Source organism: Pseudomonas flavocrustae (genome assembly GCF_029872515.1).
Classification (GTDB): Bacteria; Pseudomonadota; Gammaproteobacteria; order Pseudomonadales; family Pseudomonadaceae; genus Chryseomonas; species Chryseomonas aestiva.
The window spans coordinates 1-21,348 of record NZ_JAPDIQ010000010.1; the positions used below are offsets into that span (position 1 = coordinate 1).

A 21,348-nucleotide genomic window follows, 5' to 3' on the forward strand; every position below is an offset into this window, starting at 1 on the left:
ACCGTCAGCTCGGACGAGATCTGCGCGGCGATCAAGGACATCTACGACGACACCCGCTCCATCACCGAGCCCTCGGGCGCCCTGGGCGTGGCCGGGATCAAGAAGTACGCCGAGCGCGCGGGCTCCGGCGGCCAGGTGCTGGTGGCCATCGATTCCGGTGCCAACATCAACTTCGACCGCTTGCGCCATGTGGCCGAACGCGCCGAACTGGGCGAGCAGCGCGAAGCCATCATCGCCGTGACCATTCCCGAGCGGCCAGGGAGCTTCCGGGCCTTCTGCGAAGCCCTGGGCCGGCGGCAGATCACCGAATTCAACTACCGCTACCACACCGGCGAAGAGGCCCATATCTTCGTTGGCGTCCAGACCCATCCCCAGCGCGATCCGCGCGAGGACCTGCTGCAGGGGCTGCGCGACCAGGGTTTTCCGGTGCTGGACCTGACCGACAACGAACTGGCCAAGCTGCATATCCGCCATACCGTGGGCGGTCATGCCGCGCGGGTGGGCCAGGAGCAGGTGTTCCGTTTCGAATTCCCCGAGCGACCGGGCGCACTGTTCGACTTCCTCGAAAAGCTGGGCGGACGCTGGAACATCAGCATGTTCCACTACCGCAACCACGGCGCGGCGGACGGCCGGGTGTTCGCCGGGCTGGAAGCCAGCCAGGCCGAACGGCCGGAGCTGCTGGCGACGCTGGATGCCATCGGCTATCGCTACTGGGACGAGACCGAGAATCCGGCGTACCGGTTGTTCCTGGGCTGAGATCTGGCGGTGTTGGGCTTCGCTGCAGGTAGGGTGGACAACGGCGCAGCCTTGTCCACCGTTGGCACCGGAGCCCCTCAGTGGAAAAGGCTGCGCCGTTTTCCACGCTACGGCGATGATCGCGGCCATGGGCCGCTCCTACAGGGAATGACGCTGTTGTAGGAGCGGCCGCAGCGGCGAACTGCCATGGTCGCGATGCGCCCACAAGCCCACGCTGGACCAGACCGCCCCCTCTCCCTGTGGGAGAGGGCTGGGGTGAGGGTAGCCCCATACCGGAAGGTGCCACCTGCTGGACTTTGCGGCGCCCAGCGCCAAGCTACGGGTAGGGTGGATAACGGCGCAGCCTTATCCACCGTTGGCACCGCAGCTCGTCTGTGGAAAAGGCTGCGCCGTTTTCCACGCTACGGGTAAGCGCAATTGATCGCGGCCATGGGCCGCTCCTACGGTCAAGCCTGTAGGAGCGGCCCATGGCCGCGATTGGTATTTGGCGCAAAAAGTGGAAAACGCTGCGCGGTTTTCCGCGCTACGCGCTGCGGAGCCCAACCGCCCCTTCTCCCTGCGGGAGAGGGTTGGGTGAGGATGACCACGCGCCAGACGCTCGACACCAACCTACGAAGCCAGCGGCTCCACTTGGATATCCGTCAGTCCATGCACCTCCGCCTGGCGCAGGATGGCCGCGGCGGGGGCATCGGCGGGCGGCAGCGCCAGGCTGTTCTCGGCGTCGGCGCGCAGCTGTTCCAGCACCGCCAGGGCGGCTTCGTGCGGGGCGAGACTGGCCTGCGGATGCTCGAGGTCGAGCTGGCGGGACTCGCCGTCCTTGCGGTAGTGGACGCGAAACGTGGGCATGGCGGCGGCCTCTAGGTAGGTCTCTAGAAAGACCCACCCGGCCGCACCGCCGTTCCGAGCTACTTGAGGATGACCAGCTTGCCCTTGAGGGCGACACCGGCCATGAGGGCGCCGGCGTGGCACTCGTAGCGGGTGGGATCGCTCCACTCGTTCTTCTTGTAGTAGCTGGTGATGTCGGTGACCGCATTGGCACCGGCGGCCTTGGCCGCTTCCTGCAGGCGGATCAGCGCCGATTGCAGCACCCAGCGGCAGGCGACCTCGTCGGTCTTGTTGAAGGCGTTGGTCTTCTGGTTGGTGGTGATGCTGGAGTTGACCACCGTGGCCTTGCCCGGCACCGGGTTGCCGGCCAGGTAGAACTTCACGCTGCCATCCAGACGCTTGGCGGCCAGGGCTTCCTGGACGACTTCGGCGAAGGGCAGTTGCAGGGTGGTGTCGCGGGCCTGGGCGGCGCTGGGCAGCAGGGTGGCGAGGCTCAGGGTAAGGGCGAGGGTGGAGGCTAGGGTACGCATGGCGACTTCCTTGTGGTGGTGGGGATGACTGTTTAACCCAGAACGTCCGCGCCGTCAGCCTGGAGAGCGGCGTTCTGCGCTATCGCGCAGGCCACGGGCGGTCATTCCGCGTCGGCTGCGGGGGCGGGCAACTGCAATTGCCGGCGGATGTCGGCGTCGAGCAGCTGGACCCATTTGTTGTAGTTGCGATGGATGCGTTCGCCGTCGTAGTCGAGGCCGGCGCTGTCGCGGTAGCGGATCTGGTAGCCCTTGGTGCTGTAGGGGATATCGACCCAGGCCTGGTGGCGATCGCGCACCACGATGCTGGCGACCACCAGGCCGGGGCTCTCCTGGCCGACGCTCCAGCCACGGCGTTCGAGGGTGTCGACGATGGCGCGGCGGACATCGGCGGCGTTCTCCGTGCGGTCGGCGGGAAAGACCTCCTGGGGCGTCACCAGGGGCGCGCGGGTGCAGGCCGCCAGGAACAGCAGCGCGGAGACGAGCAGCAGGCGACGCAACATGGGAGTACCTCGGGCTATGGCCATCAGGACCAGCGACGGAAGATCAGCGAGGTGTTGACCCCGCCAAAGGCGAAATTGTTGTTCATCACGTGATCGGTACGCAGGGTCCGCGGTCCGTCACGCAGATAGTCCAGCTCGCCGCACTGGGGGTCCAGGTCATCGAGGTTGAGCGTCGGCACGAACAGCTCCTCGTTCATCATGGCGATGCTGAACCAGGATTCCAGGGCGCCGCAGGCACCGAGGGTATGGCCCAGGTAGCTCTTCTGCGAGCTGATGGGCATGCGGGCGCCGAACAGCGCCTGGGTGGCGCGGGTCTCGGCGATGTCGCCCTGTTCGGTGGCGGTGCCGTGACCGTTGACGTAGCCGATGGCCTCCGGCCTCAGCCCGGCGTCTTCCAGGGCCAGCTCCATGGCGCGCTGCATGGTGGCCTGCTCGGGGCGGGTGGAATGCTGGCCGTCGGCGTTGCTGCCGAAGCCGACGATCTCGGCGTGGATGTGCGCGCCGCGCGCCAGGGCGTGCTCCAGCTCTTCCAGCACCAGGATGCCGGCGCCTTCGCCGATCACCAGGCCGTCGCGTCCGCGGTCGTAGGGACGCGGCGAGGTGTGGGGGGCGTCGTTGCGCAGGCTGGTGGCATAGAGGGTGTCGAAGACCATGGCCTCGCTGGGGCAGAGTTCTTCGGCGCCGCCCGCCAGCATCAGCGGCAGACGGCCGAACTTGATGGCCTCGTAGGCGTAGCCGATGCCCTGGCTGCCGCTGGTGCAGGCGCTGGAGGTGGGGATCAGCCGGCCCTTGAGGCCAAAGAACAGACTCAGGTTGGCGGCCGCCGTGTGCGGCATCATGCGCACATAGGTGTTGGCATTGAGGCCCACCGCGGCGTCGCTGAGCAGCATGTTGGCCAGCGCCTTGATGTCGTCGGTGCTGCCGGTGGAGGAACCGCAGGCCACGCCCATGCGGCCGTCGGTGATGCGGGCGTCGTCCAGCAGCCCGGCATCGGCCAGGGCGCGCTCGCCGGCGGCCACCGCCAGCTGGGAGACGCGGCCCATGCTGCGCAGTTGCTTGCGCGTCCAGTGGCCGGGCACCTGGAAGTCGACGATGGGTCCACCCAGGCGGGTGTTCATCTCGGTGTAGCGATCCCAGGCGTCCATGCGGCGGATGCCGCTGTGGCCGGCGAGAAAATGGTCGCGGATGGTCGGCCAGTCACTGCCCAGGGCGGTGACGCCGGCCATCCCGGTGATCACGACGCGGCGGCCGTTCATCAGCACAGTCCTCCGTTGACCGCCAGCACCTGGCGGGTGATGTAGCCGGCTTCGGGGGCGAGCAGGAAGGCCACGGCGTGGGCCACCTCCTCGGGGGTGCCCATGCGCCCGGCGGGAATCATTTCGAGGATCTTGTCCACCGGTACGTGCTCATCGAGAATCTCGGTGTCGATCAGCCCCGGGGCCACGCAGTTGACGGTGATCCTGCGCTTGGCCAGCTCCACGGCCAGGGCCTTGGCGGCACCGATCAGCCCCGCCTTGGAGGCGCTGTAGTTGACCTGGCCGCGATTGCCGATCAGTCCGGAGACCGAGGTGATGCAGACGATGCGCCCTGGCGCGCGGCGGCGGATCATCGGCATGACCACCGGGTGCAGGACATTGTAGAAACCGTCGAGATTGGTGCGCAGGACCACGTCCCAGTCTTCCCCGGTCAGCGCCGGAAAGGCGCCGTCGCGGGTCAGGCCGGCGTTGCAGACCACCCCGTAGTAGCCGCCGTGGGCCTCGGTATCGGCCTCGAGGATGGCCGCGCAGGCAGCGCGATCGCCGACGTCGAATTGCAGCACCCGGGCCGTGCGGCCCAGGGCCTCCACCTCGACACGGACGGCCTCGGCGTCCTCGCGACGGCTGCGGCAGTGCAGCACCAGGTCGTGCCCGGCCGCGGCCAGGCGCAGGGCGATGGCGCGGCCCAGGCCGCGGCTGGAACCGGTCACCAGGACCGGAGCGGGGGCGACGCTCATGGCGCGGGCTCCTCTAGGTACAGATCCGCCCGGGGCGGACGATAGACGTTCAGGCGGGCGCTGGCCTGGCAGCCAGGACCCTGCAGGTGGCAGTCGAAGATGGCCATGCCATCGTCGTTCTGCAGTGCCGGCCGGGCCTGGATGCGCAACTCACCGCCGGCGGGAAAGGCCGGCACGTCGCAGGCGAACTGGCGGGTGCCGAGCAGGAAACCCAGGGCCGGGGCCTCGCCACGGCGGCGCGCCTGGCAGCCAGCGAAGGCGGCCACGCTCTGGGCCATCAGCTCCACGCCGATCCAGGCCGGCAGGGCGCCCGCGGCATCGGTGAAGAGACCAGGCCTGACCACCAGGCGGGTCTCGATGCCGCCCTCGTCGCAGGCGAGGATCTCGTCGATCAGCAGCATGTCGCCGGCGTGGGGCACCAGCTCGGCAAGGGGCCAGGGGATCATGGCGTGGCTCCGAGGATGAGGCTGACGTTGCTGCCGCCAAAGGCGAAGCTGTTGCTCATGGCATGGCGACGACCGTCCAGGCGACTGTCGGCGTGGGCCAGCGCCAGGCGTGGCAGGGCCGGATCGGCCTGCCCGTCCCAGCGCTGCGGTGGCAGCTGGCCGGCGGGATTGAGCAGCGGGTCCAGGGTCAGCCAGGCGAAGGCGGCTTCCAGGGCGCCGGCGGCGCCGAGGGTATGGCCGGTCAGCGGCTTGGTCGAGGAGCAGGGCACCCCGGCCGGGAATACCTCATGGGTGGCGTGGCTTTCCATGGCGTCATTATGTGGCGTGGCGGTGCCGTGCAGGTTGAGATAGCCGATGTCGCCCGGCTCCAGACCGCTGGTGCGCAGCGCCGCCTGCATGGCCTGGACGGCGCCGCGACCGCTGGGATCGGGGGCGGAGATATGGTGGGCATCGGAACTGGCGCCGCCGCCGAGGAGGGCGATGGGACCGGGTTCGCGGGTCAGCAGGAACAGCGCCGCGCCCTCGCCGATGTTGATGCCGCAACGATTGACCGAGAAGGGATTGCACAGCGACTCGCTGACCGCTTCGAGGGCGGCGAAGCCGTTCAGGGTCAGGCCGCAGAGGCTGTCGACACCCCCGCAGAGCACGGCATCGCAATGGCCCTGGACCAGTAGCCGACGGGCGCTGAGCAGGGCGCGGGCGCTGCTGGTGCAGGCGGTGGACAGGCCGTAGCAGGGGCCGCTCAGGCCCAGGTAGCGGGCGAGGAAATCCGCCGGCGCCACCAGTTCCTGCTGGGCGTACTGATAGCCCTCGGGCAGCTGACCGCTGCGCTGGTGCACGGCGATGCCCTGACTGGCCTCGTGAATGCCCGAGGTGCTGGTGCCCAGCACCACGCCGATGCGGGCGGGGCCATGGCGCTCGATGGCCTGGCGCACCTGGGGCTCGATCTCGGCCAGGGCCGCCAGCAGGAGCTGGTTGTTGCGACTGAAATAGGGCGTCCAGGCCGCTGGCCAGGCCGGCAGCGGGGCGCTGACGGTGCCCACCGGTGGCTGGCGCTCGGGAATCCAGCCCGGGGTGGGCTGCATGCCCGCCGTGTCGCCGGCGAACAGACCGCGCGCCACCTCGGCCTTGCCCTGGCCCAGGGCGCAGAGCAGCCCCAGGGCGTTCAGGTAGGCGCTCAAGGCGCGGACTCCGGCAGCAGGGTCAGGCGATAGCGCGACCCGTCCGGCGCCTCCAGCTCCAGGCGCTCGGCAGCGGGGTAGCGCACCTGCCAGTCCTTGAGGCGGCGACTGCCGTCGGCGTCCCTGTGCCAGTCGCCCGCGGCATAGGCCCGCGGCAACTGGTCGGTCGGGGTCAGGGCGAACAGCAGCACGCTGAAGAAGGTGCGCGCCCGGGGATTGGGCGGCAGCAGGCCGTCGGCGTGCCAGGCGCCGTCGAGCAGCCGCTGGCGCGCCTGGGGCACGCCCAGGGGATCGAACAGCGAAAAGCGCAGGGCCTGACCTTCCGGCTGGATGGCCAGCAGCAGGGCGTCATTGCCCTCGGCGGTCTGACGCTCCACCTGGTAGACGAGGGCGCGCGCCAGCGGGGGCGGATTGCTGGGCAGTGGCGGCTGGCTGGCGCAGGCGGCGAGCAGCAGCAGGCAGGCCAGCGCGAAGACGAACGGACGGGGCAGGGTCATGCAGGATGGGCCGAATTCAGCTGGCAGAGCTCGACAAGCAGGCGCAGGCGCCGCTTGGGCTCCTTGACGAAGGGGTTGCGAAGGTCCCAGGCGTAGCCGGCGAGAATGGCGCAGATCATGCGGCGGATCTCGGGATCGGCGTTCTCGAAATAGATGACGTCCTGGAAGCTGCCATCGTACCAGCCCTCCACATAGGCACGGAACGTATCGACGCCCGCCTTGAGCGGTCGGGCGAATTCGCCCTCCCAGTCCACCGCCTCGCCACGCAGCTGGCGATCCACCAGGGGCGCAGCCAGGCTGGCCGAGCGCAGGGCGATGGTGACGCCCGAGGAAAACACCGGATCGAGGAATTCGGCGGCGTTGCCCAGCAGGGCGAAGCCAGGGCCGTGCAGGCGCTTGACGTTGGCCGCATAGCCGCCCAGTTCGCGCACCGGGGTATCCCAGACCGCATTGTGCAGCACCCGGGCCAGGCTCGGGGTCTCGGCCACCCAGTCGCGCAGACAGGTGGCGAGATCGGGGGCGCGTCCGGCATAGCGCTCGGCGGCGGCCACCACCCCGAGCGAGGTGCGGCCATCGCTGAACGGAATGGTCCAGAACCAGACGTCGCGCAGGGTCGGATGGGTGGTGATGAGGATGCGTTCGCGGTCGAAGCCGGGATCGTCGATGCGATCCTCGACATGGGTGAAGAGGGCGCGACGCACCGGGAAGTCCGAAGGGGCTTCCAGGTCCAGCAGGCGTGGCAGCACCCGCCCGTAGCCGCTAGCGTCGAGCAGGAAGTCGGTGGTCAGCGCATAGGCCTGGCCGTCGTCGCCCAGCACCTCGATCCGGGTCCTTTCACCGCCTTCGCCCAGGGTCACGGCGGTCACCCGCTGGCCGTAGCGGATCGCCACGCCCTGGCGCGCGGCGTCATCGGCGAGGATCTTGTCGAAGGGGCCGCGCTGGACCTGGAAGGTGCTGCGGCCACCGCTATAAGTGTCGCGAAAGTCGAAGTCGGTGTAGCGCTCGCCCCAGGCGAAGGCGGCGCCGACCTTGGTCTGGAAACCGGCGGCCTCGACCGCCGGCAGCATCCCGGCTTCCTCGACGAAGTCCAGGCTGTGGGAGAGCAGGCTCTCGCCGATGGAAAAGCGCGGAAAGTGCTGGGCTTCCAGCACCAGCACCGGATGGCCGCGACGCTTGAGCAGGGCGGCGACCACGGCGCCGGCCGGGCCGGCACCGATGACGACCAGGGGGTGATGTTCAACCATGACGAAGGTCCTTTTCGTGGGAGACGGGGGGCGAAGCCCAAGGCGCCAGCAGGAAGCTGAATACCAGCCCCAGGCTGATGGCCAGGCCGAAGTTGGCGATGGCCGGGGTGCTGCTGAGCATCAGCAGACCGAACGACAGCCAGCTGCCGACGCCGGACAGCAGGCCGCCGAGCAGACTGACCGCCGCGCCGCCGATGGCCTCGTGCATGAGGATGGCGTAGTCCACGCCGATGGCGGTGATGAGCAGCAGGGCGAAGAGGCTGAACAGGGTCAGCGGCTGGCCCAGCCAGCCCAGGCAGGCCAGGGCCGCGAGGGCCGCCAGCAGTGGCAGGCAGACGATGCGTAGCGCCGCGCGGCGACCGAAGGCCCAGAGCAGTAGGAGGAAGATGGCCCCCGAGGCCAGCAGCTTGAGTTCCACCGCCAGGCGCTGGGTATGAAGGAACAGTCCGCGCAATTCGCCGAGGCGATCCACCAGCTGCACCCCGGGCAAACCCTCGGCCACCGTCTGCAGCACCTGGGCGTTGCCCAGCCCTTGCAGGCTGACCAGGCCGGCTGCGTTGCCGTCGGCCGTGCGGCCCAGCCAGAGCGGTCGCCAGGGCTCGCCCAGCGGGCCGGCCAGGGCCTGGTCGAGACTCAGGTCGGGTAGCTGCTGCAATAGCTTGAGTTCGGCGTCCAGCGCCTCGGCCGGTATGCCTACCGCCAGCAGGGGTTGCAGGCGCTCGCCCCAACCGGCCAGGGCCTGGCGCAATTCGGCCTGGGCTGCGGCAGGGGCGACCAGACCACTGAGGGCGCGATAGCCCTGCAGCTGACCCTGACTGACCAGGCTATCCAGGCGCTGCCCCAGGGCAGCCTGGCGGCGCAGCACCTCATCGGCATCCGCCCCGCGCACCAGGAAGAACTGGCTGGTGGGTTGCAGCCCGGTAAGGCGGGCGATGGCCTGGGCTTCGCGGGTCAGTGCCGGGTCTTGGCCAAGCCAGAGGCGCAGATCGTTCTGCAGGTGCAGTTGCCAGACGCCCGCGCCGCAAAAGGCCAGCAGCGCCAGCAGCAGCGGCAGGCTGCCGGTACGCGCCAGCAGGCGCAGCCGCAGGTCGAGCAGGCGCTGCATCAGCCGCAGCGGCGCGGCGGGCGGTGCCAGGTCCAGACGCTGCCACCAGGCCGGCAAGAGGCAGACGGTGGTGAGGTAGGCGCCGATCAGGCCGGCGGCGGAAAACGCCGCCACCTGGGTCAGCGCCGGAAAGGGCGTGCAGGCCAGCGCCAGGTAGCCCAGCAGATTGGTCGCCAGGCTCAGGGACAATCCCGGCAGCGTCTCGCGCAGGATGGCCGTGGCATTCCAGGGGCCGCCCTTCCAGCTCTTGCTCAGGTAGTGCAGCGGATAGTCGGCGGCCACCCCGGTCAGGCTGGCACCGAGGATCAGGGTGAGGGCGTTGATCTGGCCGAACAGCAGCACGCAGGCGGCGCTGCCGGCCAGGAGCGCCACGCCCACCGCCAGCAGGCTGAGCAGTACCCGCCAGCGGCGGAACAGCCCCAGCAGCAGGGCCAGGGTGCCAAGGGTGGCCAGGCCGCCGATCAGCGACATCTCGCGACTGGCGGTGGCCTGGCCGGCGGCGGCGTATCTCAGGCCGCTGGCGGCGAGTAGCTGACCGCCCTCCGCGACCACCTCACGGCGGGCGGCCTCGATCAGGGCTTCCACCCGGGGCGGGGCATCGAAGTCGAAGGCATCGGCGCGGGTACGTGCGCGGATCAGGGCCCAGGTCAGGCCGTCGCCCTGGGTCAGCAGCAGGCCGCTGCCGGCGTCGAATTGCACCTTGCTGGCCGGGGTGAGCTGGCGCTGCAGCAGCAGGCCGAGGCCGAACCAGTCCTGCTCCAGGGGCAGGGCGCCGGCGCCGGCGAAGGGATCAAAGAGGGCCGCGGCGCGGGCCTGTAGATAGCTGTCGGGCGTCTTGAGCAACTCGTCGCGCGCCGGCCCTGGTGCCAACGCCAGGCGACTGGCCAGGAGTTGCTGGCGCAGACCGGGCAGGTCCGGCGTGAGTTGCCACTGCACCTTCTCGAACAGCGGCTCCCGCGACCAGGCCTGGCCCAGGCGCTCGGTCAGGGCCGGCAGTCGCTCACGCTGGGGATGGCCGACCAGCAGCAGGACCTCGCGATTGAGCGGCTCGGTCATGCGCGCCTCGGCCTGCAGGGTGAGGGCATCACCGGCGCCCTGGGGCAGCAGCGCCAGCAGGTCGGCGGCCACCGGCGGACCCTGCCGCCACTGCCAGGCGCTGAGCGCCAGCAGGGCGAGCAGGAACAGCAGGAAGGGGCGCTGCAGCCGGGTCACTGGAAGACCGCGCGCTGCTCGGCGCTCAGGGTGTCGCCAGGCTGGCCGTCCAGCTTGAGCAGGCTGCGGTCGCCCTGGGTCTCGCGGATCTCCACCTGTTCGACCAGGGCGCCGCCCTGGATGAGGATGGCGTCGAACACCTGCTTGAGCAGGGCGCCGCGCGGCGTCAGGCGCAGCTGCCAGTGGTTGGCGTCGCCGGTCAGGGCCAGCTCGAAGCCGCGTTCCAGGCCGCTGCGATCACCGCCGAGCACGGCCAGGAACAGCGCGCTCTGGCGCGCGGCCAGGTCGCTGCCGGGCAGGGGCGTCCAGCCCGTCGGCGTCTGCTTGGCGATGGCGCCGGGGGTGATGCGATAGGTCTGCGCCAGCGGCTTTTCCAGCCGCCAGAGCAGGCCCAGGCCGCGGGCCAGGGTGAAGTGACCGCTGCTGGTCAGCGGCTGCGGCAGGGCGCGCAGATAGCGCTGCTGGACGAAGCTGCCCGCGACCGCCGCGGGGCGCGCCAGCTGGGCGGCCAGGTCGTCGAGATCGAAGGCCTGGGCCAGGGGCGCGGCCAGGATGAATAGCAGAGCGATCAGCGTGCGCATGCCAGGGCCCTCTCCACGGCGTCGATGAAGACCCTGGGCGAGGCCAGCTGCATCTCGCGGCTGGCCAGGTCCACGGCGACCTGCACGGTGCTGGCGCGGGTCAGGCGCTCGCCGGTGGCGGCATCGCTGATCAGGTAGTTAAGCTTGAGGCGGTTCTCCCACTCCACCAGATCGGCCTTTACCCGCACGCGCTGCTGAAACAGCAGGGGGCGGATGTAGCGGATCTGCAGGTCGATCACCGGCCAGCCATAGCCGGAGTCGCGCATCTGCAGGTAGTTATGGTCAAGGCGGTCGAGCAGCGCGCAGCGCGCCACCTCCAGGTACTTCACATAATGGCCGTGCCAGGCGATTTCCATCATGTCGACGTCGAAGAAGGGGATCTGCATCTCCACCTCGACCTGCAGGGCACCGGTCTTACGCATAGAGCCTCCAGTGGCGGGCGCGAATCAGGGTCAGGGTCTGGCGCAATTCGGCTTCCAGGGCACGGTCTTCGATCAGCGGCGGGAAGGTCTCGCCCAGCGCGCGGTGCATGGCGGCCAGGGGTGCGGGCGGTTGCCCGCCCTGCTCGCACCTGAGCCAGACGCCCTGCTGGGCGGCCAGCAGGGTGGCGGCGGCCACCTGCTCGGTGAGCTCCAGCACGCGCAGGGCATCGCGGGCGGCGATGGTGCCCATGCTGACCTTGTCCTGGTTGTGGCATTCGGTGGAACGGGAGAAGACGCTGGCCGGCAGGGTGCCCTTGAGCGCCTCGGCGGTCCAGGCGCTGGCGCCGATCTGCACCGCCTTGAAACCATGGTTGAGCATGGCCCGCGCGGCCGGGGCGCCGGAGAGATTGCCCGGCAGGCCGTGGTTATAGCGCGCATCCACCAAGAGAGCGAGCTGGCGGTCGAGCAGGTCGGCGACGTTGGCCACCAGGGTCTTGAGACTGTCCATGGCGCAGGCGATATGGCCGCCATAGAAGTGGCCGCCGTGCAGCACCCGCTCGTCTTCGGCGTCGATCAGCGGATTGTCGTTGGCGCTGTTGAGTTCGGTCTCGATGAACTGGCGCAGCCAGGGCAGGCTGTCGGCCAGTACCCCCAGCACATGGGGCGCGCAGCGCAGCGAATATCTGTCCTGCAGGCGGTGCAGGGGCGCGGCCGGACCCTCTGCGGCCAGATCCGCGCGCAGCCAGGCGGCCACCTGGCCCTGGCCCGGATGGGGCTTGGCGGCGAACAGGCGCTGGTCGAAGTGCTCGGGGTTGCCGGCCAGGGCCACCACATTGAGCGCGGTGATGCGGGTTGCCAGGCGCAGCAGGTACTCGGCGCGGGAGAAGGCCAGGCAGGCCAGGCCGGTCATCACCGCGGTGCCGTTCATCAGCGCCAGGGCTTCCTTGGGTCTGAGCACCAGCGGCGTCCAGCCCAGCTCGGCATGGACGTCCGCCGCTTCCCGTAGCTCATTGCGCCAGAGCACCTGGCGCTCGCCGCAGAGGGCGGCGGCCACATAGGACAGCGGGGTGAGATCGCCGCTGGCGCCCACCGAACCCTCTTCGGGGATCAGCGGCAGGATGTCTTCGCGCAGGAAGGCGGTGAGGCGTTCGAGCAACTCGACGCGCACCCCGGAGACGCCCTGGCACAGCGACTGCAGCCGCGCTGCCAGTACCGCGCGGGTCGCCGCCGCATCCAGATGGCGACCCAGGCCGCAGCCGTGGAAGGTATAGAGCTGACGCGGCAGCGCCTCGACCTGGGCCAGGGGCACGGCGACCACGCAGGAGTCGCCATAGCCGGTGGTGATGCCGTAGACCGAGCCCTCGCGGGCCAGCAGCGACTCGACGAAGCGGGCACCGCGGGCGATGCCGTCGCGAAAGGCGGCGTCGTCCTGCAATTCGGCCTGGGCCCGGCCCTCGGCCAGGGCGACCAGGTCTTCGATGGCGAGGGCTTGGCTACCAAAGCGAACACTAGCGTTCATCGCGACTCCAGAAGGGGTAGAAGTTGAACCACTGCCGCGGCGCCTTGAGGCAATGGGCGGCAAGGCGCTCGGCATAGGCCTGGGCCAGACCCTGGATGCCGGCGGCGCGCTCCTGGCGACGCCAGGCCGGGGCCGGGGCGAAGTCTTCCAGATAGAGGTGGTAGCCGTCGGCTTCGCGCAGGCAGAACAGCAGGTTGGTCGGGCAGCGCAGCAGGTGCGCCAGCAGCCAGGGGCCCTGGGGGAAGGGCGCCGGGGCGCCGAGGAAATCCACCTCGACGGTCCGGCCGCCGTGCAGCGGCACCCGGTCACCGGCGATGGCCAGCCATTCGCCGCGCTCCAGGCGCTCGCTGAGCTGCAGCATCACCGCCGGGTCCAGCTCGCTGACCTGGATCAGCCGCAGATCACTGGCGCCGGCTTCCTCCAGCAGGCGATTGAAGGCTTCGGCATGGCGGGTGTGCACCAGCACATTGAGGCGCACCCGCCGCCCCAGCTGGGCCAGGGCGCGACAGACTTCGAGGTTGCCCAGGTGGGCGGTGACCAGGATCTCGCCGCGCGGCGCGTGCATGCGGCTGTGCACCTGATCCGGATCGTGCAGTTGCACCTGATCCAGGCCGAGACGGCCGTTCCAGGCATCGAGCTTGTCCAGCAGGGCTTCGGCGAAGGCCATGAACTGGGCGTAGCCGCTGCGCCAGCTGGGCTGCAGGTCGGGACGACCGCTCCAGCGGGCCAGGCGCTGCTGGTAGTCGCGGATGCCACGGCGGGCGCGGGCGCCGAACAGGAAGAAGTACAGCACGATCAGCCGCAGCAGCGGGGCGATGGCGCGGCGGCCCAGGTGCCGTGCCAGCCAGGCGGTGAGGCGCATCAGCAGGGGGCTGCCACGCTCGCGCTGCTGCGCCCAGTGGCCGCTCACGCGCGCACCCGGCGCCAGAGCAGGCGCGGCGCGCGCAGCAGCATGCCGAAGAACAGCCGGGTGTGCATGCGCGAGATCAGCACGTTGTCCTGCCAGAGGCGAAAGTGCGACCGGCCATCCAGCGGATAGTGCACCCGGGTCGGCCGCCAGCGCATGGGCTGCTCGCGCCAGGCCAGGCGCACCAGGATCTCCGGGTCGAAATCCATGCGCTTGCCCAGGCCGCCGGCGCGGATCACCGCCAGGGTCGGCGCCAGCGGATAGACGCGAAAGCCGCACATACTGTCGCGGATCGCCAGCGACAGGCTGTTGATCCACACCCAGACATGGGTGAGGTAGCGGGCATAGAGCCGACCCCTGGGCACCGAGTCGTCGAATTGCGGATAGCCGCAGATCAGCGCCTCGGGATAGGTCTGGGCCTCGGCGAGAAAGGCGGCCACGTCGGCCAGGTCGTGCTGGCCGTCGGCGTCCACCTGCAGGGCATGGCTGAAGCCCAGCCGCTGCGCCTCGGCGAGTCCGGCCATCACCGCGCCGCCCTTGCCCTGGTTGACCGGCAGGCGCAGCAGATGGACGTCGGGCTGGGTCGCCAGCTCGTCCATCACCTGGGCGCAGGCGGGGCTGGAGGCGTCGTCCACCAGCACGCAGGGCAGGGCGCGCTGGCGCAGCGCCTGGACCACCAGCGGCAGGGCGTGCTCATGGTCGAACACCGGGATCACCGCGCAGGCCCGAAAGCTCATGGCTGCGCCTCCTTGAGCAGGATGCGCCCGGAAGAGCAGGCCGCGGTGCCCTGGCGAAAGGCGAAGTGCAGCTTGCTGCGGGTGGCGTCGAAGTGGAAGGTCAGGGTCACCCGGTCACCGGGGCGCAGCAACTGCTGGAATTTCAGCACCTCCATCCCGGCGAAGTCCGCGGGCAGATCCAGGTGCTGGCGGGCCAGGCGCTGGGCCCAGCCGACCTGCACCACCCCGGGCACCACCGGCGCCGTGGGGAAGTGGCCGGAAAAGAACGCCAGGTCCGGGGCGACTTCCAGCTCCAGCCGCCAGCCGTCCGCGGTCCGCTCGACGTCGAGCGGTTCGATCTCCACTGGCCGTGGCTGGGCCAGCAGGCGTTCTACTTCGGCCTGGGCCAGCTTGCCCTGGGCGCTGTAGGGCAGCGCCAGCAGCAGGCGCCAGCGGCGTGGCAGGGCGATGGCCTCGCAATGGCCGACCAGGTGTTCGCGCAACTCGGCCACCAGGGCGCGGCGACCGCCATTGCGCAGCTGGTGCAGGCCGTGTTCGCTCAGGGCGACCAGGGCGCCGAGCAGGGCGCGACCCTGCTGCACCACGCCCAGGCGGACGTCGGCGACGGCGGGATGGTCGAGCAGGCGCGCTTCCAGTGCCGGCAAGGCGATGCGCTTCTCTTCCAGTTTGACGATGCGATCCAGGCGCCCGAGCAGTTCGAAGCGACCGTCATCCAGCAGGCGGACGCCGTCCATGGTCTGCTCGCGCACGCCCTGGGGCAGATAGGGCGAGGTCAGCCAGAGGGCGCCGTCAGCGTCCTGGCCCAGCTTCAGGTCAGCGAAGGCCTGCCAGGGCTGCGGGCCCTGGCGCCAGGCGATGCCGCCGGTCTCGGAGCTGCCATAGACCTCGGTGGGGTACTGGCCGAAACGGACCTGGCAGGCCGTCGCCGCCGCTTCCGGCAGCACGCCGCCAGAGGAAAACACCCGTACCACCTGAGCGAGGATGGCGTCGTCGAGGTTCTCGCCCAGGCGCTTGAGCAGCGCCGGGCTGCTGATCCACACCACACGGCGACCTTCGCGCAGCAGAGCGGCGGTCTCGCGCTGCAGTTCCTCGGTGAAGGGCAGCGCCTGGCGGGCGAAGGGGCGACCGGCGCAGAGCGGCCAGAGCACGCGAAACAGCAGGCCATAGATGTGCTGGGTGGAGACGCTGCCAAGGAGGGTCGCGTCGCCAAGAGAGCCACCCCACAGCCGCTCCAGGGCAGCGACCTCGTTGGCCAGCTGGAACAGCTGCTTGGCGATCAGTTTGGGTTCGCCACTGGAGCCCGAGGTGCTCAGGGTCAACAGCGGTGCCTGGAGGTCGAGCGCGGCGGGCGCCAGGGGCTCGGCAGCGGTCCAGCCGGCAAGATCGTCGAGCCAGGCATCGAGCGTAGGCATCAGCCGAGCACGGGTTGCGGGCTGGACGTCGGCCGGCAGGATCACCTCGATGCCGGCGCGCCAGGCACCGAGCAGGGCGCAGGCCAGGTCCTCGGCATCGTCCAGATGCAGCGCCAGGCGCTTGAGGCCAGCGGTCTGGAAGGCCGCCGCCAGGCTCAGGGCGCGCTGCTTGAGGGCCGCATCCAGCGGGCTCGCGGCGCCCAGCAGGTCGGCGAGAGGGGTGAACGTCATGACAGCCTCCGCACGCGCTGGCGGACCAGCCATTCACCGGCGAACAGCAGGCCCATCAGGCCATAGGCGATGACGCCGGTATAGAGCGTCCACCAGGCCAGCGGCGCCCAGAGCGCCAGGGCGGCGGCGGTGAGCGCATTGAACAGAAAGAACAGGCACCAGACCTGGGTCACCCGGCGGGTATAGCGCACCGCACGGGGTGGCAGCTCGGGTTCGCGCAGCCGCGCCAGGCGCTCAATCAGCGGCTGGCCGCGCAGCAGGCTCAGGCCGAATACCGCCAGCAGGAAGAGGCTGAGCAGCACCGGATACCAGCGCAGCAGCACGGCGGCGTCGCTCAGGGCCAGCAGCAGGCAGAAGCCCAGGGCGACCAGGGCGGTGCCGCGCTGCAGGCCGTTGAGGCCGGGTTGCAGCAGGCGCAGGCCCCAGAGGGCGCCGAGGCCGGCGGCGAACAGGCGCGGCGAAAGGTGCTGCAGGCCGAAGTAGACGGCGAAGGGGTAGGCCAGGCCGAGCAGGAGCAGCAGGGCACTGGCGACCAGGCCCAGGGGGGAGCGGGAAGGCAGGGCACTCATAAGCGGCGGATCAGGCGTCCGCCTGGCTGATGCGATGGACGGCCTCGACCACGTCACCCACGGTACGCACCTGGCGGAATTGCTCGGCGGCGATCTTGTGCCCGGTCTGACGGCGCAGGTGGTCGATCAGGTCGACGGCGTCGATGCTGTCGATCTCCAGGTCCTCGTAGAGGTTGGCGTCCAGGGTCACCCGCTCGGGCTCCAGTTCGAAGAGTTCGACCAAGGCGCTGCGCAGGGTCTCGAAGATGGCTTCACGGCTTTGCATGGCGATCTCCTCAGGCGGCGCGCTGGGCGGCGACGAAGGCCGCAAGGGCGTTGACGTTGGCGAAATGGGTGCGGGTGTCCTTGGCTTCGGCGTCGATGCGGATGCCGTAGCGCTTCTGGATCGCCAGACCCAGCTCCAGGGCGTCCACCGAATCCAGGCCCAGGCCGTCGCCGAACAGGATCTGGTCGTCGCCGATGTCGTCGACGGTGACGTCCTCGAGGCCGAGCGCCTCGATGATCAGGCTTTTGAGCTCAAGGTTGAGATCAGTCATGGTTGCCGGTTTCCTTCAGGTAGAGCTGGTGCAGCTGGTCGTTGAGTTCACGCGACGCCAGCGGCAACGGCCGCCCGGCGAAGGTGGTGGGGTCGATGTCGGCGCCCACTTCCAGCTGGAAGTCGAAGCGCCGCGCGGGAATGCGATACCAGGGCGTGGCCTTGGTCAGGGTGCTGGGCACCACGCGGATAATGACCGGGGTGATGCAGCGGGCGCCGCGCAGGGCGATGGCCGCGGCGCCACGATGGAAGCGCGGCGGCTCGCCGGGAGTGGTGCGGGTACCCTCGGGAAAGATGATCAGCGTCTGGCCTTCGCGCAGGGCGTCGGCAGCGTCGTCGAGCATCTCGGCGCTGCCGTTGTTGCTGATGTAGCCGGCGGCCTGGATCTGCCGCTTGAGATAGGGGTTTTGCCAGAGGCCCTGTTTGACCACGCAATTGGCGTCGGGCACCAGGCCGATGAGCACCACCACGTCGATCAGCGAGGGGTGGTTGGCGATGATCAGCTGGCCCGGACGACCCAGGCGCTCGCGGCCCTGGATGCGCAGATTCATCACCCGGGTCAGCACCATGAAGGCGACGAAGAAGCGGAACAGCCGGGCATTGGCCCGCCGCGCGCGCTGGCGGCGGCGCAGGGTATCGCCCGGCAGCACCAGCAGCACCGGCAGGATCAGCAGGCGGAAGACCAGGGCGCCGCAGCCGAACACCACGAAGTTGAGCCCCGTGGCCAGCAGCCGGTAGCCGTAGTCCAGCCGGCCAGTCATCAGCAGGTCTCCGCCTGCCAATGCCAGGCGCGCCCGGCATAGGCGAGGTGGCGCTCGCCGCGTGCTTGCAGCAGGCGCAGCAGTTCCAGGGCATGGGGCCAGGCGCTGATCCCGGCGTCCGCCGGGGCCGGTTCGCCGCTCAGGCCCACGTCGCTGCCAGGGGTGAGCAGCAAGCTCACGGCATAGGGAAAGGGAACATCGTCGATCTGGGGCGCATAGAGGGTGGGCGGCGCTTCCTCGGCGATCACCACCAACACCCCGCTGGCGCCTTCGGCGAGCAGGGTGCAGGCCTCCAGCACGGCGTGTTCGAGACCGTCGCGGCCGGTGGCCAGGGCATTCATCTCGCTGTGGTCGCCGCGCAGGATCGACCATTGGCCGATGATGGCGTTGTGCACCGAGAGGCTGAACTGGGTCGGGGAGAGCGGCTCGCCGCGAGCCAGTTCCTGGAGGATGGCCAGGGTGCGCGGGGTCTCGCCATGACGCGAGGCGAAGATCAGCGGCAGCGGCTCGCCATGGGCGTCGGCCAGCGGCCAGGCCACCTGGAAGGTCATGCGCGCCAGCCGGCTCAGGCGGCGGCGCTGCATGGCCGGCAGGAAGCTGGCATCGGGTTGGCTGCCGTCGTCCGCCGGGCGCCAGGGCGCGGCGCACCACTGCCGCCAGGCGTCCTGGTCGCCAAGACCAGGCGCCCAGGCGCGCCAATCGCTAATCTGGAAGTGCATGTTCACAGCCGAATCTACCCCGGAGCCTTGCGTGCTTGCCGTTTCATCTATCCCTGATGAGCAGGGTATTGCAGCGTTCGGCGCGCATTATCCAAGCGGCTCCCACCCTAGGCAAACATTTGTCTGAACTTTGCGAAGAGGTGACAGTCGCGCCGCCAAGCCAGGGACAGGCTAGCGTGGCGGGAGGTAGAGGGCCCCTTTTCAGGGCACGAAACGCCGCTCCGTGCGACGAGCGGCAGTGGAAACGGCGATTTAGGGAAGAGCGCTGAAGGTAAAGGTGAAGCTGTCGCTGACGGTTATCGCGATCATGGCTGCAGGGACCGCTCCACGGGCGTTTCAACCTCAAGGGAGCGGTCGAGGCCTGGCGTCACGCCGCTGGCAGCGGCTGCAACCTGGACAGGCGGACCGCCACGGCCAGGGCCGCGAGCAGCAGGGCGCCGATGAACAAACCGACACCAGTCCAGCCGCCCAGGTGCCAGCAGAAGCCACCCAGGGTGCCGGCCACGCTGGAACCGGCGTAGTAACTGAACAGATAGAGCGAAGAGGCCTGGCCCCGCGCCTGGCGCGCCCGCCGCCCGACCCAACTGCTGGCCACCGAATGGGCGCCGAAGAAGCCGAAGGTGAACAGCAGCATCCCCGGCAGCACCAGCCACAGCGGGGTGAACAGGGTCAGCAGCAGACCGCACAGCTTGAGCACGATGGCGCCAGCGAATACCTGCCGCCGGCCGAAACGGTCGGCCAGACTGCCGAACTTGGCCGAACTGTAGATCCCCGCCAGATAGACCAGCGACAAGACGCCGATCCAGGCCTGGCTCAGGTGATAGGGCTCGGCCAGCAGGCGATAGGCGATGTAGTTGAACAGGGTGACGAAGGCGCCCATCAGCAGGAAGGCTTCCAGGAACAGCCAGGGCAGGCCGGCATCGCGAAAGTGCAGGGCATAGCCGGCGAGCAGGCTGCGTGGCCGCAGGGGCCGCGGCTGGAAGCGCTTCGAGGCTGGCAGGCTGCGCTTGAACAGCACCGCCGCCACCAGGGCCAGCACCCCCAGGGCGCCGAGGGCAATGCGCCAGGAGACGAAATCCACCAGCACCCCGCTGATCACCCGGCCGGACATCCCGCCCAGGGCGTTGCCACTGATATAGAGGCCCATGGCATAGCCCAGGTGTTCGGGATGCACCTCTTCGGCCAGGTAGGTCATGGCCACCGCCGCCACCCCGGCCAGCGACAGCCCGACCAGGGCACGGGTCACCAGGATGCCGTCCCAGGTGGGCATCAGGGCGCTGAGCAGGGTGAAGCCACCCGCGGCGAACAGCGCATAGACCATCACCGACTTGCGCCCGATGGCATCGGAAAGCGGTCCGGTCACCAGCAGGCCGCAGGCCATCAGGCCCGTGGCCAGGGACAGCGACAGACTGCTGGCCGCGGCGGTGAGGCCAAAGGCCTGGGAAAAGATCGGCATCAGCGGCTGCACGCAATAGAGCAGGGCGAAGGTGGCGAAACCGCCGCAGAACAGCGCCAGGGCGGTGCGCAGGAATTGCGGCGTACCCTTTTCGATGAAGGCGTCCGGCGCGTGCTGCGGCTCATTGGCGGCAGGGCGGGTTTCCAGCGGCGGGGCAGGGGGCGTTGCGGACGACCGGGACGTATTCACGGGTACCTCAGGGCAAGTCTGACCCCATCACCCTAGGCTGGCAGCTGCCATATATCCAATATATTGTCCGTCTCGATTGATAGGTTTTACGACTCAATGGAGACGACGTGGAATTGCGCCACCTGAGGTACTTCGTGGCGGTGGCCGAAGAGCTGCACTTCGGTCGCGCGGCCGAGCGCCTGAACATCTCCCAGCCACCGCTCAGCCAGCAGATCCAGGCCCTGGAGACCGAACTGGGCACGCGTCTGCTGGAGCGCACCAACCGACGCGTCGCTCTCACCGAGGCCGGCCGGCTGTTTCTCGACGAGGCCCGGCAGATCCTCCTGGCCAGCGAGCGCGCCGCCGAACGGGTCCGCCGCGCCGGCCGTGGCGAGACCGGGCAACTGCAGGTGGGCTTCAGCGCCTCTTCACCCTTCGTCGCCACCATCCCCAAGACGCTGTTCGCCTATCGCCGCGCCTATCCGGAGGTGCGCCTGCAACTGCAGGAGATGAGCAGCCGCGAACAGATCGACGCCATGCTCGCCGGCAACCTGCAGATCGGCCTGATCCGCCCCATCGAATTGCCCGACGCCCTGGTGGCGGTCGAACTTTTCCGCGAACCCCTGGTGGTCGCCCTGAGACATGACCACCCGCTGGCACAGCAGGGCAGCACGCCGCTGCCCCTGGCCGCGCTCGCCGAAGAACCCTTCGTCTACTTCCCACGCAGCTTCGGCACCGGCCTCTACCAACAGCTCCACACCCTCGCCGCCCGCGCCGGCTTCACCCCGCGCATCGTCCAGGAGGCCAGCGAAGTCCTCATCATCCTCGGCCTGGTCGCCGCCGGCCTCGGCGTCACCGTGCTGCCCGCCACCTACCAACGTACCCAGATGGAGGGGCTGGTGTATCGGGAGCTGGATGATCCTGAAGCGACTTCGGCGGTGTGGTTGCTTAGACGTAGGGAGGAGGTGTCGCCGCAGGCGGAGGCGTTTGTGGGGTTGTTGGTAAGTCAATCATGTTCTAATTAGTTTAGTTGTTGCGGTTA

Annotated in this window: 24 protein-coding genes; 2 read left to right on the plus strand and 22 right to left on the minus strand. The window is 69.4% G+C overall.

The genetic code is table 11. The features are described 5' to 3' along the window. Positions 1-756: threonine ammonia-lyase (locus tag OMP44_RS19795; RefSeq protein WP_488803455.1), on the plus strand; the 756-nt coding region annotated here is incomplete at its 5' end. Positions 757-1,365: 609 nt separating this feature from the next. Here the strand turns inward: OMP44_RS19795 and OMP44_RS19800 are convergent. The 22 genes from OMP44_RS19800 to OMP44_RS19905 all read right to left on the minus strand — a co-directional run bounded on the left by OMP44_RS19800 (position 1,366) and on the right by OMP44_RS19905 (position 20,327). Beyond that, a complete protein-coding gene (locus OMP44_RS19800) occupies positions 1,366-1,602 on the minus strand; it encodes a hypothetical protein (protein WP_133862244.1) in 237 nt (78 codons plus the stop codon). Positions 1,603-1,661: 59 nt separating this feature from the next. After that, positions 1,662-2,111, minus strand: a complete 450-nt coding sequence (locus OMP44_RS19805; RefSeq protein ID WP_158894320.1) for an excinuclease — start codon at positions 2,109-2,111, stop codon at positions 1,662-1,664. A gap of 101 nt (positions 2,112-2,212) precedes the next feature. Next, positions 2,213-2,611, minus strand: a complete 399-nt coding sequence (locus OMP44_RS19810; protein WP_133862242.1) for a hypothetical protein — start codon at positions 2,609-2,611, stop codon at positions 2,213-2,215. Positions 2,612-2,634: 23 nt separating this feature from the next. Continuing rightward, the gene (locus OMP44_RS19815; RefSeq protein WP_273862459.1) at positions 2,635-3,867 is read right to left on the minus strand and encodes a beta-ketoacyl-ACP synthase; all 1,233 of its coding nucleotides are present in this window, start codon (positions 3,865-3,867) and stop codon (positions 2,635-2,637) included. Further along, on the minus strand, positions 3,867-4,604 hold the full coding sequence (gene fabG, locus OMP44_RS19820; protein ID WP_208693989.1) for a 3-oxoacyl-ACP reductase FabG: 738 nt from the start codon (positions 4,602-4,604) through the stop codon (positions 3,867-3,869). The genes OMP44_RS19815 and fabG overlap by 1 nt, the downstream gene beginning before the upstream one ends. Further along, complete coding sequence (locus tag OMP44_RS19825) at positions 4,601-5,050, minus strand: hotdog family protein (protein ID WP_280310666.1); 450 nt, start codon at positions 5,048-5,050, stop codon at positions 4,601-4,603. Before OMP44_RS19825 ends, fabG begins: the two co-directional genes overlap by 4 nt. After that, positions 5,047-6,231: a beta-ketoacyl-[acyl-carrier-protein] synthase family protein gene (locus tag OMP44_RS19830; RefSeq protein ID WP_280310668.1), complete on the minus strand. Its 1,185-nt coding sequence runs from the start codon at positions 6,229-6,231 to the stop codon at positions 5,047-5,049. The genes OMP44_RS19825 and OMP44_RS19830 overlap by 4 nt, the downstream gene beginning before the upstream one ends. Next, complete coding sequence (locus tag OMP44_RS19835) at positions 6,228-6,728, minus strand: hypothetical protein (RefSeq protein WP_280310670.1); 501 nt, start codon at positions 6,726-6,728, stop codon at positions 6,228-6,230. The genes OMP44_RS19830 and OMP44_RS19835 overlap by 4 nt, the downstream gene beginning before the upstream one ends. After that, complete coding sequence (locus OMP44_RS19840) at positions 6,725-7,972, minus strand: NAD(P)/FAD-dependent oxidoreductase (RefSeq protein WP_093257486.1); 1,248 nt, start codon at positions 7,970-7,972, stop codon at positions 6,725-6,727. The genes OMP44_RS19835 and OMP44_RS19840 overlap by 4 nt, the downstream gene beginning before the upstream one ends. Continuing rightward, entirely contained in the window at positions 7,965-10,289 is a 2,325-nt protein-coding gene (locus OMP44_RS19845; RefSeq protein WP_280310674.1) for an MMPL family transporter, read from the minus strand. The genes OMP44_RS19840 and OMP44_RS19845 overlap by 8 nt, the downstream gene beginning before the upstream one ends. After that, positions 10,286-10,870 carry an outer membrane lipoprotein carrier protein LolA gene (locus OMP44_RS19850; RefSeq protein ID WP_280310676.1) on the minus strand — a complete coding sequence of 195 codons (585 nt, stop codon included), beginning with the start codon at positions 10,868-10,870 and terminating at the stop codon, positions 10,286-10,288. The genes OMP44_RS19845 and OMP44_RS19850 overlap by 4 nt, the downstream gene beginning before the upstream one ends. Then, positions 10,858-11,292, minus strand: a complete 435-nt coding sequence (locus tag OMP44_RS19855; protein ID WP_187981072.1) for an acyl-CoA thioesterase — start codon at positions 11,290-11,292, stop codon at positions 10,858-10,860. The genes OMP44_RS19850 and OMP44_RS19855 overlap by 13 nt, the downstream gene beginning before the upstream one ends. Further along, on the minus strand, positions 11,285-12,811 hold the full coding sequence (locus tag OMP44_RS19860; RefSeq protein ID WP_187981073.1) for an HAL/PAL/TAL family ammonia-lyase: 1,527 nt from the start codon (positions 12,809-12,811) through the stop codon (positions 11,285-11,287). The genes OMP44_RS19855 and OMP44_RS19860 overlap by 8 nt, the downstream gene beginning before the upstream one ends. Next, positions 12,801-13,721 carry a lysophospholipid acyltransferase family protein gene (locus OMP44_RS19865; protein WP_187981074.1) on the minus strand — a complete coding sequence of 307 codons (921 nt, stop codon included), beginning with the start codon at positions 13,719-13,721 and terminating at the stop codon, positions 12,801-12,803. Before OMP44_RS19865 ends, OMP44_RS19860 begins: the two co-directional genes overlap by 11 nt. Further along, the gene (locus OMP44_RS19870) at positions 13,718-14,455 is read right to left on the minus strand and encodes a glycosyltransferase family 2 protein (protein ID WP_280310680.1); all 738 of its coding nucleotides are present in this window, start codon (positions 14,453-14,455) and stop codon (positions 13,718-13,720) included. Before OMP44_RS19870 ends, OMP44_RS19865 begins: the two co-directional genes overlap by 4 nt. Continuing rightward, the gene (locus OMP44_RS19875; protein WP_280310682.1) at positions 14,452-16,098 is read right to left on the minus strand and encodes an ApeI family dehydratase; all 1,647 of its coding nucleotides are present in this window, start codon (positions 16,096-16,098) and stop codon (positions 14,452-14,454) included. Before OMP44_RS19875 ends, OMP44_RS19870 begins: the two co-directional genes overlap by 4 nt. After that, on the minus strand, positions 16,095-16,667 hold the full coding sequence (locus tag OMP44_RS19880) for a COG4648 family protein (RefSeq protein WP_133862228.1): 573 nt from the start codon (positions 16,665-16,667) through the stop codon (positions 16,095-16,097). The genes OMP44_RS19875 and OMP44_RS19880 overlap by 4 nt, the downstream gene beginning before the upstream one ends. Positions 16,668-16,677: 10 nt before the next feature. Then, the gene (locus OMP44_RS19885; RefSeq protein ID WP_278438662.1) at positions 16,678-16,932 is read right to left on the minus strand and encodes an acyl carrier protein; all 255 of its coding nucleotides are present in this window, start codon (positions 16,930-16,932) and stop codon (positions 16,678-16,680) included. A gap of 10 nt (positions 16,933-16,942) precedes the next feature. Then, entirely contained in the window at positions 16,943-17,203 is a 261-nt protein-coding gene (locus OMP44_RS19890) for a phosphopantetheine-binding protein (protein ID WP_017642722.1), read from the minus strand. Next, positions 17,196-17,963, minus strand: coding sequence for a lysophospholipid acyltransferase family protein (locus OMP44_RS19895; protein ID WP_280310689.1), 768 nt, complete (start codon positions 17,961-17,963; stop codon positions 17,196-17,198). Before OMP44_RS19895 ends, OMP44_RS19890 begins: the two co-directional genes overlap by 8 nt. Next, positions 17,963-18,682 carry a beta-ketoacyl synthase chain length factor gene (locus OMP44_RS19900; protein ID WP_280310691.1) on the minus strand — a complete coding sequence of 240 codons (720 nt, stop codon included), beginning with the start codon at positions 18,680-18,682 and terminating at the stop codon, positions 17,963-17,965. Before OMP44_RS19900 ends, OMP44_RS19895 begins: the two co-directional genes overlap by 1 nt. Before the next feature lie 367 nt (positions 18,683-19,049). Continuing rightward, positions 19,050-20,327 (minus strand): MFS transporter, encoded by a 1,278-nt coding sequence (locus tag OMP44_RS19905; protein ID WP_431312665.1) that lies wholly within the window; start codon positions 20,325-20,327, stop codon positions 19,050-19,052. Between the two features lie 107 nt (positions 20,328-20,434). Here OMP44_RS19905 and OMP44_RS19910 point away from each other — a divergent pair, with 107 nt between their 5' ends. Continuing rightward, positions 20,435-21,331, plus strand: coding sequence for a LysR substrate-binding domain-containing protein (locus tag OMP44_RS19910; RefSeq protein WP_280310693.1), 897 nt, complete (start codon positions 20,435-20,437; stop codon positions 21,329-21,331). Positions 21,332-21,348: the final 17 nt, after the last annotated feature.

What these genes read in the sequence shown, in the direction of transcription:
- OMP44_RS19800 (WP_133862244.1), bottom strand. Translation starts at nt 1,602, where the DNA reads ATGCCCACGTTTCGCGTCCACTACCGCAAGGACGGCGAGTCCCGCCAG.
- OMP44_RS19805 (WP_158894320.1), bottom strand. Translation starts at nt 2,111, where the DNA reads ATGCGTACCCTAGCCTCCACCCTCGCCCTTACCCTGAGCCTCGCCACC.
- OMP44_RS19810 (WP_133862242.1), bottom strand. Translation starts at nt 2,611, where the DNA reads ATGTTGCGTCGCCTGCTGCTCGTCTCCGCGCTGCTGTTCCTGGCGGCC.
- OMP44_RS19815 (WP_273862459.1), bottom strand. Translation starts at nt 3,867, where the DNA reads ATGAACGGCCGCCGCGTCGTGATCACCGGGATGGCCGGCGTCACCGCC.
- fabG (WP_208693989.1), bottom strand. Translation starts at nt 4,604, where the DNA reads ATGAGCGTCGCCCCCGCTCCGGTCCTGGTGACCGGTTCCAGCCGCGGC.
- OMP44_RS19825 (WP_280310666.1), bottom strand. Translation starts at nt 5,050, where the DNA reads ATGATCCCCTGGCCCCTTGCCGAGCTGGTGCCCCACGCCGGCGACATG.
- OMP44_RS19835 (WP_280310670.1), bottom strand. Translation starts at nt 6,728, where the DNA reads ATGACCCTGCCCCGTCCGTTCGTCTTCGCGCTGGCCTGCCTGCTGCTG.
- OMP44_RS19840 (WP_093257486.1), bottom strand. Translation starts at nt 7,972, where the DNA reads ATGGTTGAACATCACCCCCTGGTCGTCATCGGTGCCGGCCCGGCCGGC.
- OMP44_RS19850 (WP_280310676.1), bottom strand. Translation starts at nt 10,870, where the DNA reads ATGCGCACGCTGATCGCTCTGCTATTCATCCTGGCCGCGCCCCTGGCC.
- OMP44_RS19855 (WP_187981072.1), bottom strand. Translation starts at nt 11,292, where the DNA reads ATGCGTAAGACCGGTGCCCTGCAGGTCGAGGTGGAGATGCAGATCCCC.
- OMP44_RS19860 (WP_187981073.1), bottom strand. Translation starts at nt 12,811, where the DNA reads ATGAACGCTAGTGTTCGCTTTGGTAGCCAAGCCCTCGCCATCGAAGAC.
- OMP44_RS19870 (WP_280310680.1), bottom strand. Translation starts at nt 14,455, where the DNA reads ATGAGCTTTCGGGCCTGCGCGGTGATCCCGGTGTTCGACCATGAGCAC.
- OMP44_RS19875 (WP_280310682.1), bottom strand. Translation starts at nt 16,098, where the DNA reads ATGACGTTCACCCCTCTCGCCGACCTGCTGGGCGCCGCGAGCCCGCTG.
- OMP44_RS19880 (WP_133862228.1), bottom strand. Translation starts at nt 16,667, where the DNA reads ATGAGTGCCCTGCCTTCCCGCTCCCCCCTGGGCCTGGTCGCCAGTGCC.
- OMP44_RS19885 (WP_278438662.1), bottom strand. Translation starts at nt 16,932, where the DNA reads ATGCAAAGCCGTGAAGCCATCTTCGAGACCCTGCGCAGCGCCTTGGTC.
- OMP44_RS19890 (WP_017642722.1), bottom strand. Translation starts at nt 17,203, where the DNA reads ATGACTGATCTCAACCTTGAGCTCAAAAGCCTGATCATCGAGGCGCTC.
- OMP44_RS19895 (WP_280310689.1), bottom strand. Translation starts at nt 17,963, where the DNA reads ATGACTGGCCGGCTGGACTACGGCTACCGGCTGCTGGCCACGGGGCTC.
- OMP44_RS19900 (WP_280310691.1), bottom strand. Translation starts at nt 18,682, where the DNA reads ATGCACTTCCAGATTAGCGATTGGCGCGCCTGGGCGCCTGGTCTTGGC.